The organism is Pseudomonas sp. B21-023, from assembly GCF_024749165.1.
Lineage (GTDB): Bacteria > Pseudomonadota > Gammaproteobacteria > Pseudomonadales > Pseudomonadaceae > Aquipseudomonas.
Map to the genome: position 1 here is coordinate 4,281,510 of NZ_CP087190.1, position 14,966 is coordinate 4,296,475.

The following is a 14,966-nucleotide window of genomic DNA, read 5'->3' on the forward strand; positions in this document are numbered from 1 at the left end:
TTGCCGATGCCAGTCTAAATTGACCCGCCAGCGATCTGCGCCTTGGCCGAGACGTGCTCGAAGGTGGCTTCATCCAGGGCATCGGGCTGTTCATCGAGCACCTGGCGTGGGTGTTCGAAGCCCGGAATGCTGCTGTCGATCAGGCTGAGCAGGCGCGAACCGCGCGGGCTGAGGACGAAATTCTCGCCGTTGCCGCCTTCCGCTTCAGGCCGGCTCTCGATGAACCCCCGTTTCAAGAGGATCTTTTCGTACTCGCAGGCCTGGGCCTTGATCTGGTTCAGATCGCCCGGTGCCTCGCCATCAGCGGCCAGCGCGGCGGCATGCTGCTCGGCATAGGGGCGCGGCGTAAAACTGTGACCGGCGCCGTTCTGCACTTCGTGCAGCAAGCGTTCGATCAGGTCCCAGTCGTATGTGCTCATGGGGTAAGCCTCCTGCTGTGGACAAGTAGGTACACAGCGTGGGACTGACAGAGGTTGCCAGGTGTTCCATCAAAACCACGAACCCGCTCATTGCTCTGCGCAGCGCGCCCTGCAGGTTACAAGTCGTTCAGCATTTCACGGATGTATTCGGAAAAACTGTCCGCAACCTGATGAGCCTCACGGCTCACCGGGTCGATATCGACGACCACCCAACCGTTGTTCGTGTCAAACCCTGAACAGTATCCCTGCAGGTCATCCCCGAACAGCAGTATGCCTTCCAGGGCGTTCTCCCCATCCTCATCGTAGACCTGGTCAGGCGTAAGCAGGCCTTCGTACAACATATAGGCCGCCTCACCCACTTCCCCCCATCCAAGCTCCCTGATGAATGCCAGGTAATCAGCCGGCACCTGCGAATGGGCGCCAGCCAGCGCCGAGAGCACCTGCGCTTCGGCGGTCGCCAGTTTGGAAAGGGGGCCGGACACCTTGTCCGGCTGTAGATCGTCATACATTCCCATTCACCCTACCCTCTTATCGTGATGTGAAGATTTCCCTGCCCACACTGTCTTTCCCATGGATGCCACCTTGATGCTGGTCGGGGAAGCGTGCCGGGTGCATGTTCCACCATTCGTTAGGTCCGCCGAACCCACTTTCGATGATGTGGTGCGCATCGTAGGGCTGTCCGGCCTTACGTACCACCTTTGTCCCATCCTTGCTCATCACATTTTCGGTGTAGCGGGGCCACGTCTGGCCTGTCTTGGTTTCCCACTGGCCGATCAGCTCGTCCTTGATCTTGTTGAACTCGCGTCGGTGTTTCTGGGTTTCCTTGGGCGTGAGCTTGGTGTAGTTCTTTTCCCGCAAGGCATTTGCCAGGTTGTCGCGTTGCTCGGCGGTGACTTTCAGGCCCGTGTGCGCCTCCAGCTCATTGAGATAACGCCGTGCCTGGCTGGAAAGCTGGGTGAACGCCGATGACGGCCCCTTGGGCGGCCCCTCGCCGGCAGGAGGCTCGTGCGGCTTGCGGGTGTCCGGCACATCCAGGTGAGAGCCCGGCCCATTGCTTCCTTCATGGTGGGTGCCGCCCTTGCGTCCTGGTATGGCGCCCATGATCACGCTGGTGATCAACTTGCCACCGCCAATCAGGAAGTCGCCGCCTTCCTTCTTGTCGAGGTCGCCCTCTCCCTCCATGCGCTCGGCAATGTACTTGCCAACCTTCGCCACGGCCTCCTCGACCTTAGCATTGAAGTCCTTGCCCAGCTCCGTCTGGTCGATCACCTGGCTGACAGCCATCTGAATGACAGCCTTGGGACCTTGCAGCATGGCAATTGCCACGGTGACCGCCTCGGCCGCATCCGGATGCGCACCCAGGTACTCGTTGATGGTAGAGACGTAGGTCAGTGTCCATTGGACGCTGTCGCGCTCCGCCGTGACATGCGTTGTATCAAGCTCAAGAGCCCCCAGTTTTCGCTCGAGCTCCCGGGTGAAATCCTGCGACTGCTCGAACACATGCTCAAGATTGTTGAGCTGCTGCAATACCTGGGTCTGGAAGTCTTCATTGCCCATCAAGACCATGGCATCGCGTGGCGACATCCCTGCCAGGATCAACGACTCGAGGGTGTTTTCCGCCAGCGCCCGGCCCGCGACCGCGACAGCGCCGCTGTCCATTGGCCGCCCGGTCATCCGCTGGTAACGATTGACCAGAGCGTTGAGGGCATTGCCGGCCTGTTCGAAGTTCTTCAGCGCCGTCTTGTCGTAGTCGAGCAGCCCATCGCTCCACTTCTGTAGCGTCTCCTTGGGATTGAGCACATCGTTCAGCGAGCTGTCGGTCACATAGAGATCGGTGCGCGACTCCTTGTCCCGCGTGATTTCGTAGGCTTTGTCGAGGTCACGGTTCAGCCCGACGGTGGAGTCCTGGCCGCTCTCGGCGTCCTTGCGCACAGTGATATCACCTGCACCCACGGTGGCACGGACGGTCTGCTCACGGTCCTTTTCATACTCCCAGCCGCTGACGCTCCAGCTGGTCTGGTTCTTCGGGCCCTTCTCGTCGTTACCTGCGTCTGCGGTGACCTTGCCGTTGGAAGGATCCTGCTCGGCACTGGCCGAACCCTTCTTCCAGCTGCCACCCACATTCAGGTAGTAACCGTGCTCCTTGTCCTTGCCGGCAATGTCGCTGAAGCCCAGGGTGCCGGTGTCGAGTTTGAGATTGCCGTTGTCGGCGGCGATCAGCGCACCGTCGAGCTGGGTGTGGTTCTCGGTGCGGATATCGACCTTGTCACGCCCGGTGATGCGAGTCTGGTCCTCGACCCACTCGGTCTTGCCGGTGGTCTTGCCATAGCCGACCGACCCACTGACACCGGCGCCCGGGCCCACGGTGACAGTGGCATTGATGTCGAACTCCTTGCCCTTGACCTTGCCAGTGTCGATGGCCGAGGCCACGTTGAGGTCGCCACCGACACGGCCGATCACTTCGTCGCCGCGTACCTGGGCGCCCTTGATGTTGGTGTCCTTGCCGCTGGTGAACTTCAGCTGGTCACCGGCATACACGTAGGCTTGCTGATGACGCTGGGTTTCACGCTCCAGGTCGCCCTTGCCCATGTTGACGCTGGCGTAAACGCCCACACCTTCCGAGCCGAAGGTCAGGCCGACCTCGCCACCGCCGCTATGACGGTTCTGCTCCTGCTGGCTGTCGTTCTTGGCAGCCACGATGTTCAGCTCATTCCCCGCGTTCAACTCCACATCGCGACCGGCCTTGACCTGACTGCCCACGATGTTCAGGTCATTGCTGGCATCGAGCTTGATGTTGCCCCCGGCCTCCAGCTGCGCAGGCGTGGAGGTACCCTGCTGGCTATCGGCACTGGCAGTGCCATGGCTGCCGCCGATGCCGACCTTGAAGCCACCGCTGGTGCCACCATGCACGCCGCCCCAGCTCTGCGACTGGTTGTTTTCCTGGCTGCTGCTGCCCTTGGCGACATCTATGTTGATATCCCGGCCTTTGATGTCGATGTCACGCCCGGCCTGGACCTTGCTGCCCTTGATATTGACGTCGTTGCCAGCCTGCATCTTCACATCGTTGCCGGCGTCCAGCGTCGAAGGCCGATTGCTCTGCTCCACGCTTTGCTGGCTGCTGGTCTGCTTGCTGTTGCCGATCTTGCCGTCACCGGTGGGGCCGGTGAAGAACTGGCCGATGGCATCCACGGTCTGCAAGGTGCTGGAACCCTTGCTGACACCATCCTCGCCCTTGCCGGTATTGCTTATCGCATCCTTGGTACTGCCGGCGTTATGTTTGATCGAGCCGCTGACCCCCTGGCTCTCATACTCGCGCTCCTGCTCCTGAATACGCGTGTCACGGCCGGCATCGATGTTGATGTCTCGTCCGGCGCCAAGGCTGATATCGTGCCCCGCCAGCAAGTCCGAACCGGTCTGGTTGATATCACGTCCAGCATTGATATCCAGGTCCTTGCCAGCCTGGATGCGACTGCCGGCAGCCAACTGCTCGCGCAGGCGGTCCTTGGCTTTCTCTTTTTCAACGCCCGCGAAGAAATTGGTACCGTTGTCGTCGGTGTCCGAATGCAGCCCGACGCTGCTCGACTTGGACCACTGTGTATCGTCACGTTGGTTCTGCGCCGCAGTGATGTTCACGTCACGCCCGGCATTCAGGCTGACATTGCGTCCGGCATTGATGCCGCTACCGAGCACGTTGATATCGCGTTCCGCCTCCAGAGTGGCGTCGCGTACGGCGACCACTTGGCTGCCGACACTGGTGCTGCTGCGCGCTTCATGCCCGGAGGTCTTTGCCGACGCAATCGAGACCGAGGGGATCGAGACGTTTTGCACGCCCGGCAGCATCAGCGCTGTCGGCGACAGCATGTCCTTGACCGAAAGCGAGAGCTTGAGCTTCTGCTTGTACTCCTCGCTGCGGCTATAGGCGGTGTCGTTGGCCGACACCAGGTTGACATCGCCCTCGTCGTCCACCAACCCGGCGCGTAGCTCCACATCGTTGCCGGCATTGGCCTTGCTCGCGCGCAAGCGCACATCGCTGCCAGCCGCCAGGACAATGTCGTTGCCGGCATCGAGCTCGCTGCCCACCTGCGTGGCGCGGGTCTGCAGCTGGCTCTTGCCGCTCTTCGACAGGCCCAGGAAGCCGGACTTGGTCTTCTTGCTGAACTCGCCGTGTTCCTCGACGCCGGACAACACCGCCACATCGCGCGTCGCGCCAATCATGAGGTCGCCGCCGGCCTTGAGCTGGCTGCCGATCACCGTGACATCGCGGCCGCCGTCCAGGGAGATGCCGCCATAGTCCTGCTTACTGACGTTGACGGTGAGATCGCCACCCGCCTCGATCACCGAGGCGACGTTGGTGCTGTGGTAGCTCTCCTTCTGGTTCGAACTCTTGCGACCGAACGACCCCTTGCTCTTCTTGAGGTAATAGGACGCGCTTTCGTTCTGGTCGGAAGCGATGGTCAGGTCGCGCTCGACGTCGATGTCGACATCGCCCTTGCCCTTGACCTGGCTGGCGACGATGGCCATGTCCTGGCCGGCAGACAGCGACACGTCACCCCCGGCCTTGACCGTGGTCGAGACCTGGGTGACCTGGTCCTTGGACTGGGTGACCTTCTTGCTGCGGCTGAAGCTGTGGGCTTCGTTGGCGGCGGAGGTCAGGTTCAGGTCCTCGCCTGCGGCCAGGGAGAGGTTGCGGCCCGCATCGATCTGGCTGGCCACCGCGGTGAGATCACGGCCCGCGCCAATGCTCAGGTCGCGACCGGCGGTAACCGTCGCGCCATGCTGCTGCACGGTGTTGTTGCGCTGGCGGTTGCTGTAGAAGCCTTCGCGCTCCTCGACCGACAGCACGCTGACATCGCGCCCGGCGTTGAGGGACAGGTCGCCGCCACTCTGGATCACGCTGGCGACGTTGTTGATATCCTGGCCGGCCTTGAGGCTGAGGCTGTTCCCGGCTTCGATACGGGCGGCGTTATCCAGGTAGTCCTTGTGCTGGCTGGTGCCGCCGAAATGGGTGACGGCGCGCACCTGGTCACGCTGGTTGAGGATATCGCCATTGACCGCAGTCAGGCTCACGTCGCGCCCGGTGATGATGCCGCCGGCGCTGTTGCTCAGGTTGTTGCCGGCCAGCAGTTCCAGACGCTCTCCGGCCTGGATCAGGCCAGTGTTGACCAGGTTGTTGCCAGCGGTGGCGGACAGGTTGCGGCTGGCCTGCAAGGTCCCGACGTTGGTCAGGTTCTCGCCGGCGATCAGTTGTACGTCCTGGCCGGCGATCAACGCACCGTTGGGGGCCAGGCGGTTGTTGGCCTGGGCCAGGTAAAGCACCGGGACCAGGACCTCTTCGCCGTTGACCTGGTGTTTTTCCATCCACACGATGTCATGGGTCAGCGCCGCCACCTGGGAGGCCGTCAGGCCCACACCCAGGCTCAGCTGGAGCTGGTCCTTGCTGCGGATGGCGTTGTCCATCAGGTACTTGAACAGCTGATCGCCAGAGGTCTGGCCATCGATGAACTGCTGGCCGGTACGGGCCACCACCGCCTGCTGGATCAGGCGCTGCTCGTAGAGTCCATCACCCAGGCGCTTCCAACTCTGGTCCGGGTCGTAGCCCAGGTTGCCGAGCAGATAGTCCGAGCTCATGAACTGCTTGAGGTCGGTGAGGACCGGGTTGGTCTCGATCAGATATTTGTGTGGCTTGCTGGTGTACTGGCTGTCCGGCATACGGGTGACACCCGCAATGTCGGGACGCGCGCTGATCCCCAGGTTGCCGTTGACCGAGGGTTCCCGGGCATCGGCACCGGGATGTCGCGTCGCGCGATTGACGTCGACCGGTGCGCCGTTCGGTGCGTAGACACCGATGGTACTTGCGTTGCCGCCCACGGCACCGCCCTGATGGGCGATGCGGTCGATCTGCTGATGGCTCTGGTTCCCCGCACTGGCATCCACAGCCTGCAGCGCACCAGGCTGGGCGCCTGGGGTCGACACCTGGCGGCCTTGGGTCAAGACTTCAGCACTGCCAAGCGTCCAGCTCGGGGCTGTACCACCTGCGCCACTGCCGCCCTGACCACTCAGGCGGAACAGTCCATTCTGCCCGGTGGGCAAGGTGAAACCACCCAAGGCGAGTGGGTTGACCTGTTGTTGTGCCAGGTCAGGGGGAAGCTGGGCATGAATATTGATGACCGTGCTGCCGGCAGCGCTCGGCAACTTGGGGTCGAACGCCTTGGCTGCCGGGCCACCGACCGTCAGCCCTTCCTGGATGACGCTGTTGATCACGTCCCTGGTGGCGTTGATGCTTACCCGGCCACCCGCCTGTACAACGGCATTCGCCGCACCGACCTGGGTGTCATGCACGATGGTGCGCGGATCGAAGAACGTGACGCCTTGAATCTGCGCGGGCAGCGGCGCTCTCACATCAGGGTTGTATGCCGGCGCGATGTTCAGCGAGCCGATCGAGAATCCGTCAAACCAGCTCTTCCAGCCGATGACCGCGATGGTGTTGTAGTTTGCGGTACCGCCAAGCCGGGTATAGGGCGTGATGCGTGATTCGTTCCAGTTGGCATCCCACATTCGCATCGTGCCTACGACATTCCTGCCGCCGTTACTGGTGTCCCTTTTATATTCCGGGTCATTGGCAGCGTTATAGCGCATCACCGCGGCAAAGTACGGCATGGCGTATTTGACCTTGTCAACGCCTGTCAGGTAGAACGACTTCAGCTCCGAATAGGTGCCCAGTGCCTCGCCCTTGTTGAGGAAGTTCTGCACGTTGACCGTGATATCACGCTGGGCGGTGATCACCGAAGCCGAGTTCTCCAGCCGCCCCCCGAGCACAAACAGGTCGCGGCCAGCACGGATTGCCCCGGCAGGCGAGTCGATCTCGACCTTTCTCTCGTAGTACTCTTCGAGCACCATATGACCGGCGCCCGGCCCAGTCTGACGCATACCGATCGAGCTCCACTTCGGTGTGCCCGTGGTCTTGAAAACCTCCTTCCTGTTCTCGATGGCCTGCGCATTCAGGCGCATGTCCCCGGCACTCTCGAGGCTGCCGGAAATGTTCTCCACCTTGTTCGCCAGACCGCCCGCGGCATTGCCGGCCACCGTCAAGCCACCCAGGCTGTAGACGTCGCCATAGAAGTTGGTCAAGGCGCCGGTATACAGCTGCATGTCCCCGCCACTGAACAACAGGCTGTGATCGTTGCGCAGGCTGCCGGTGGTCACCCGCACCAACTGGTTGCCACCCAAAGTCCCCAGGTTGTTCACGCTACCGGCGTTGACCAGCAGATCCCCCGCCGAGCTCAGCCGCCCCTGGTTGGTCAGCAGGCCCGCCACATTGATTGTGGTGTTGCCCACGCCCGTGATGCTGGCGTTGCTGCCCAGGTTCATCTGCGCTGCGCTCACCCCCAGGGTACCCAGGCTGTTCACCCGCCCATTGGCGCTGCTGTAGGTACCCCCCAGGTTGAGGCTGAGCGCGCCGTCACTGGCGATCAGACCTTCGTTGCTCCAGTTGCCGCCGTTGCCCACCAGGCTGTCGAATGCCAGCAACTGGCCGCCAGCGGTCTGGGTGAGGTTGTTGACATTGACCGTCAGGCGCCCGGCCTGGATGGCGCTGCCGTTGGTCCAGCTGTCGGCGGTCAGGGTCAGGCCGCCGCGGGTGCTGAGGCTGCCGCCGGCACGGGTAAGGTTGGCGGTGTCGATGTCGAACACGCCCTTGCCCACGTGCAGCACCTTGCCACCGACGTTCTGCAGCAGGCCGGCGCCGAGGGTCAGGTCACTGTTGCCGATCTCCACCTGGCCATTGCGGTTGTCGAACAGCCCGCCAATGGCGAACTGGCTCTTGCCGCTGGTGCCCACGGCACGCAATTGCCCGCCTTGGTTGTCCAGAGTGGCAGCTGTAATCGCCAGGGTACTGGCGCTTTCGATGATGCCGGAGCGGTTGTCCAGGGCGCCGCTCAGCCCCAGTTCGATACGCTGGCCGACCATCTCGCCGCGCGCGTCGCCGCCGTTGAGCAGGCTGGCGCCGGTGACCTTGAGCAGGCCACTGGCGGAGATGCCGCCATCGCGGTTGTCCAGCTGCCCGGTGCGGATCACGGTATCACCGCCGAGCGCGGCGATGCGCCCGCCGTGGTTGTCGAGGCTGGCGCTCTGCACGTCCAGGCTCAGCGCCTGGAGGATGCCGCGCTGGCCAGTGGCGTCGCTGCCGTTGCGCAGCACGCCGGTGGTGCGCACGCCCAGCGCCTGCTTGAGGCTGGCGAGGATGCCGCCGCGGTTGTCGAGGGTGTCGGCGGTCACGGTCAACGCGCCATCCTGGGCGATCAGCTTGCCGCCCTGGTTGTCGAGCAGGCCGGTGGCCTGCACGGTGATCGCGCCCTTGGCCTGCACGGTGCCCTTGGCGTTGTTCAGGCTGGCCGCCAGCAGGCCTACGTCGCCCTGCTGGCTGTAGATCAGGCCATCGCCCGAGTTGTTGAGCACCCCGCGGCTGTCGAGCGTGAGCGGGCCATTGGCGGCCAGGGTGCCGCGCTGGCTGTTGTCGACGCTGGCAGCCAGCACCTTGAGCAGGCCCTGGCTGGCGATCTGGCCAGCCTGGTTGTCGACCAGGCCGGCACGCTGGACCAGCAGGTCCTTGCCGGCGAACAGCTTGCCCTGGCGGTTGAGCAGCTCGCCGAGCAGGTCGAGGGTCAGCGCCCCTTGGGCGGCGAGGCTGCCGTCGGTGTTGTTCAGGCTCGCGGCGGTCAGGCCCAGGTCCTGGCGGGTGGCCACGCGGCCGCCGTGGTTGTCGAGAGCACCGGCGCTGATGACCAGTTTTTCCCCGGCATCGATCAGGCCGCCGTCATGGTTGTCCAGTGCCGCCGTGATGGTCAGTTGCTGGCCGCTGCCGCTGGAGAGGATGCCCTTGGCGCTGTTGTCCAGGCTGGCGGCCTTGACGTCCAGGCGTTGCTGGGCGACCAGCGCGCCGCCGTCGCTGTTGCGCAGCGCGCCGGTCACGGTCGCCTGCACGGCACCGGAGCGGCTCGACAGGGTGCCCTGCTGGCGGTTGTCCAGGCTTTGGCCGGTCACGCTCAGGCCCTGCCAGCCCGAGACCAGGCCGTTGCGGTTGTCGATGGCGCCGCTGGTGATGCCCAGCGTCTGTTCGCTGATCAGCTTGCCGTCACGGTTGTCCAGCTCGCTGACGTCCAGCTGCAGGGCCAGGGCGGTGGAGATCTCGCCGCCCTGGTTGTCCAGTTTGGCCAGGTTGACCAGGGTCAGCGGCCCGGCGGTGGTGATCAGGCCCGCGCCGTTGTCCAGGTCGGCGCCGCCCAGGTCCAGCGCGAGGCTGCTGCCGAGCAGCTTGCCGGCGTGGTTATCCAGGCCCTTGCTGGTGAGGGCGAGCGCGTCCTTGGCTTCGATGCGGCCACCGTCGCGGTTGCTCAGCGTACCGGCATGAATCTCCAGCGACTGGGCGCCGATCAGGCCCTTGAGGTTGTCCAGGCGCTGGCTGACCCGCAGCAGCAGGCGCTGGTCGCTGAGCAGGCGGCCGTTGCCGTTGTCCAGTTGCTCGGCAGCGACGGTGAAGGCCTGGGCGCTGGAAAGCTCGCCGCCCTGGTTGGCCACGGTCTTGAGGTTGTCCAGCTGCAGCGACGGCGCATTGATCAGGCCGCCGCGGTTGTCCAGGTGACCATGGCCCAGGTCGAGTTTTACCGAGGTGTCGCTGAACAGCTTGCCGCCCTGCTGGTCGAGGCCGGTCACCGTGGCGGTGAGTGCTTCGCGGCTGCCCACGCGGCCGCCGTCGCGGTTGTCGAGCTGGCCGGCGTGCACGTCGAGGGTGCGGTTGCTGCTGATGCTGCCCTGGCGGCTGTTGTCCAGGTGGCCGGTGCTGAGGGTCAGCTGGCCCTTGCTGGCCAGCGCGCCCTTGTCGGTGTTGTCCAGGCTGGCGCTGGCCAGGGTGATGTCGCTGTCGCTGAGCAGCTCGCCGCCCTGGTTGAGCAGCGCGCCGCCCGTGGTCAGTTTCAGGCGGCCGGCGCTGTCCAGTTTGCCGGTGCTGTTGTCCAGGCTGTGCGCGGCCAGCACCAGCTGGCCCTCGGCGCTGAGCAAGCCGAGGCGGTTGAGCGCCGCGCCGGTCAAGGTCAGGGTCATGTCCCGCTGGCTGGTCAGGCGGCCACCGTCGTTGTCCAGGGTCAGGCCGGTCAGGGTCAGGCCGGTCTGGGCCTCGAGGCGCGCCTTGTTGCGGTTGAGCAGCGATTGCAACGCCAGGGTCATGCCGGTGCCGGCCACCAGCAGGCCGCCGTCGCTGTTGTCCAGCGAGGTGCCGGTGACCGCGACAGCGGCCTTGCCGGTGATCTCGCCGCCACGGTTGTCGATGCGGTCGACCTCCAGGGTCAGCGCGCCATTGCTGCCGAGCAGGCCTGCCTCGCGGTTGTCCAGCTCACCGCCCTTGATCCGCAGTTGCTCGAGGCTGATCAGCGAACCGGCGTTGTTGAGCAGGGTGTCGGCCTGGACCTCGCCCTGGCCTTTGCCGGAGACCTTGCCCTTGCTGTTGTCCAGCGTCCCGGCCACAAGGTTGAGGGCGGTGTCGCCCACCAGGATGCCCTGGCGGTTGTCCAGGCGACCGTCGACGGTCAGCACCAGGCCGGCGCGGCTGCTGACGGTGCCCTCGCGGTTGTCGAGGCTGGCGGCATGCAGGTCCAGGCCCTTGGCCGAGACCAGGCCCTTGGTGTTGTCCAGCGCCTGGGCGATGCGCACCGTCAACGCCTGCTCGCTGAGCAGCTTGCCCTGGCGGTTGTCCAGGCTATTGGCCGCCAGGGTGAAGCCTTGCGGGCTGGTGATTTCGCCGTTCTGGTTGTCGACGCGGCCGAGGTTGTTCAGCACCAGCACCGGGGCCTTGATCAGGCCATGATTGACCAGCGCGCCCTGGCCCAGGTCGAGGGTGATCGAGGCCTTGCTCAGCATCCGGCCGGCCTGTTGGTCGAAACCGCTGGCGGTCAGGTGCATGGCGCCATCGCTGTCGATGCGGCTGTCGCTGCCTGCGTTGTTGACCTGGCCGGCCTTGAGGGTCAGGCGGTCGTTGCCGACCACATGGCCGCTGTCGCGGTTGTCGAGGGTGCCGGTGGCGATGTCCATGGCCCCCTGGGCGCCGACCTCGCCGGCGCGGTTGTCGAGGCTGGCGCTGCGCAGGTCGAGGGCGCCGTCGGCGGTGATCGAGCCACGCTGGTTGTCGACCTTGCCGGTGGTGGCCAGGGTCAGCTTGCCGGCGCTGCTCAGCTCGGCGTCGCTGTTGTCCAGGCTGGCGGCGCCGATGTCGAGGTCACCCTCGCTGGTCAGCAGGCCCTTGCCGTTGTCCAGCGCCTGGCTCAGGCGCAGGCGTGCGCCCTGCTCGGCGGAAACACGCCCGTCGCGGTTGTCCAGGGTCTGGCCGTCGAGGGTCAGTTGGCCCTTGCCGCGCAACAGGCCCTGGGCCTGGTTGATGACCTCGGCCACCGTCAGCGCCAGGTCGGTGTCGGCCAGGACCTGGCCGCCGGTGTTGTCCAGGCGCTGCCCGGTGAGGCTGAGCGCCTTGGCCGCGGACAGCTCGCCGCCGCGGTTGTCGACACTATCCACGGTCAGGTGCATGCCCTGCCCGGCGCCGACCACGGCGCCCTGGCGGTTGACCAGTGTGCTGCCCTTGAGGGTCAGCGTGCCGTCGGCGGACAGCTTGCCGCCCAGCTGCTCCAAGCGCGTGACCTGGCCATCGAGATCGCCGCCGCTGGTCAGGCTGCCGCCGCTGTTGTCCAGGTGTGTGGCGACCAGGTCGAGGTTGCCCTTGGCGCCAAAGATGCCGAGCTGGTTGAGCAATTCGCTGCCGCTGTAGCGGGCCCCGGCCTGGCCGCTGACCAGGCCCTGGTCGCGGTTGTCGAGGTGGTCGATGGTCAGTGTCAGTGCGCCGTCGGCCTCGATCTTGCCGCCGCGGTTGTCCCAGCGCTGGCCTTGCAGGGTCAGCAGGTCCTTGCCCACCAGGCGGCCACCGCGGTTGTCCAGTTGCCCCGCGTCGATATGGGTGGCGCCCACGCCGTTCACCAGGCCCTTGACCTGGTTGTCCAGCAGCCCGCTGACCTTGGCGGTGAGCGTGCCGTCGCTGAGCAGCTTGCCTTGCTCGCGGTTGTCGAGGCTGGCGGCGCTCACCTTCAACGCCTTGTCGGCAGCCAGCACCCCTTGGCGATTGTCCACCGCCTGGGCGATGGCCAACTCCAGCGCCCCGCCAGTGACCGTACCCTCACGGTTGTCTAAGCTGCCTGCCATTACCTGGCCGAGGTCAGCGCTGGAAATCTCGCCGTGGCGGTTGTCGATGGCTGCGCCCGTGACCAATGCCAGGCCCGACTTGCTGGTGACCACGCCGCCCTGGTTGTTCAGGGTCAGGGCGCGGATATCCAGGCCGTCGGCCGACACCAGGCCATCGAGGTTGTCGAGCAACTGGTCGAGGCGCACGGTCAGGGCCTGTTCGCTGTAGAACTTGCCGCCCGTGTTGTCGAGGCTGCGGCCTGCCAGGGTGAAGGCGCCCTTGCCGAAGATCTCGCCACGCTGGTTGTCGATATCGGCGATCTGGCGCAGGTGCAGCTGGTTGGCGGCGATCTTGCCGTCGCGGTTGTCCAGCTGGCCATGGTTCAGGTCCAGGGTCAGCGCGGTGACGCTGCTCAGGTGGCCGCCCTGCTGGTCGAGCCGGCCGACATTGACGCCGACTGCCTGGTTGCCGCTGATATGGCCACCCTGGCCGTTGTTCAGGGCCTGGGCGGTCAGGTCGAGGGTGGCCTGGCTGGCGATCCGGCCGGTGCGGTTGTCGACCAGCCCCTGGCTGGTGACGGTGATGCCGCGGTTGGCCAGGACCTTGCCAGTGCGGTTGTCCAGGCTGCCGAGATTCAGGGCCAGGGTATCGAGACTGGACAGTTCGCCGGCCTGGTTGTCCAGATGGGCCCAGGTGGCGTTCAGCGCGCCCTGGCTGGTGATCTGGCCACGGTCGCCGTTGAGCAGTTGGCCACCGGTGAGGGTCATGCGCCCGTCGGCGAGGACCTTGCCCTGCTGGCGGTTGTCCAGGGTCGCGGCGTTGACGCTGAGGTCGCGCCCGGCGCTGAGGCTGCCGCCCTGGTTGTCCAGGCGGCTGCCGGTGGAGACGCTCAGGTCGCCGCTGGCAATCAGGCGCTGGTGGCGGTTGTCCACGGCACCGGCGCTGATCTTCAGGTCGGCGTCGGCCACGCGCTCGCCATCGGCGTTGATACCCGCCTGGATACCGCCGAGGTTGCTCAGTTGACCAGCCGCGTCTAGTTGTACCGAACCTGCAGCGGTCAGCCCCTGACGGTTGACCAAGTCTGCACGACTGTCCATTCGCAGTTGCTGGCCGGCATGCACCGGCCCCTGCGCATCAATACCAACCGCCTGAATCCGCACATTGCCGTCCGCGCTGGCCTGGGCCATGCGCAACTGGCCATTGGCCTCGAGCTGGATATCGCCACCGCTGGCGATCATCCGCCCATCCAGGCGCACGCCGACCCCGGCCTCGGTGCCCACCAGCCTGACCGCGCCGGCATACATGCCGCCCAAGGCGCTGGAGTCGATAGCCAGGCTCGGCTTGGCACTGCCGTCGTCCTGGCGCGCCGTGGCCGCCAGGGTCCGCGCATCGACATCGTTGCGCCCGGCGACGATGGCCAGGTTGCGCGCCTGGATCTCGGCATTGATTTTCGTGCTGCGGGCAATCAGCTCAAAGCTGTCGACGTTGCTGGCGTTGAGCCCCGCGCCTTCGATGGCGATATGGCCCTGGTCGACCTGGTAACGGCTCAGCTGGCCGTTCTCGAGCACCGGCTTGCCGGTGCTGAGCGTGGCCTGTGGCGTGTTGATGAAGCCGCAGCCATCGCAGGTGATGCCGTGGGGGTTGGCGACGATGACATGTGCCCCGCGCCCGGCCACTTCGGTGTAGCCGCGCAGCTGGCTGGCGTTGGCGCCGTTGACCTCGTTGAGGATGACGTTGGCCGCCGTGCCCTGCAGGTTGGGGTTGCCGAGGATGATGCCACCCAGCTGGGTGGCCTGGGTGCGCTCGGTGGCGTTGTTGAGGATCAGCCCCTGCTGGCCGACGTTGTAGTCGCTGAACTGGTTGTGCGACAGGCCGCTGCCGTTGGGCGCGGCGATGTTGACGATGGGCACGCCGTTGCCCGCCTGCCCCAGGCTGGTGCCCGGCCCGCTGACCACCACGCCTTCGGCGGCCTGTGCCCACAGCGGCTGCCAGAACATGGCGTTGGCCAGCAGGAACGCCAGGCCGCGCTTGGGCAGGCCGCAGAACTGCTCGCGCGGCTGAATTACGGCCGAGCGTTGGCGGGCCAGGAAGGCAAACAGGCGGACGTCCATGTCAGGTCTCGCAAATCAGGCGGTCAGGTGCTCATGCTTGCCAGCACACCGGTAAGCATTAGCGAAAAAGAGCGCGAGATACTATTTCGCCATCATGGAGGCGTCAAATTAATATCGTCAAAAAATAGTAGCCGTATGACGGCACCTGTTCCGCCAGTCGCTCGCGCTGAACTTCCGGCCAGCCAACGACCTCCACCGCAGGAATCGACTGACAAGGGAACC

General features: G+C 65.2%; 3 protein-coding genes. All 3 read right to left on the bottom strand.

Annotation, left to right across the window (positions count from 1 at the left end):
• Positions 1-14: 14 nt before the first annotated feature.
• The 3 genes from LOY42_RS19190 to LOY42_RS19200 all read right to left on the bottom strand — a co-directional run bounded on the left by LOY42_RS19190 (position 15) and on the right by LOY42_RS19200 (position 14,744).
• Positions 15-419 (bottom strand): transcriptional regulator, encoded by a 405-nt coding sequence (locus LOY42_RS19190; RefSeq protein ID WP_258598862.1) that lies wholly within the window; start codon positions 417-419, stop codon positions 15-17.
• A gap of 116 nt (positions 420-535) precedes the next feature.
• Positions 536-928 carry an SMI1/KNR4 family protein gene (locus LOY42_RS19195; protein WP_139672906.1) on the bottom strand — a complete coding sequence of 131 codons (393 nt, stop codon included), beginning with the start codon at positions 926-928 and terminating at the stop codon, positions 536-538.
• 19 nt (positions 929-947) lie between these two features.
• Positions 948-14,744: a hemagglutinin repeat-containing protein gene (locus LOY42_RS19200; protein ID WP_258598864.1), complete on the bottom strand. Its 13,797-nt coding sequence runs from the start codon at positions 14,742-14,744 to the stop codon at positions 948-950.
• Positions 14,745-14,966 lie beyond the last annotated feature (222 nt).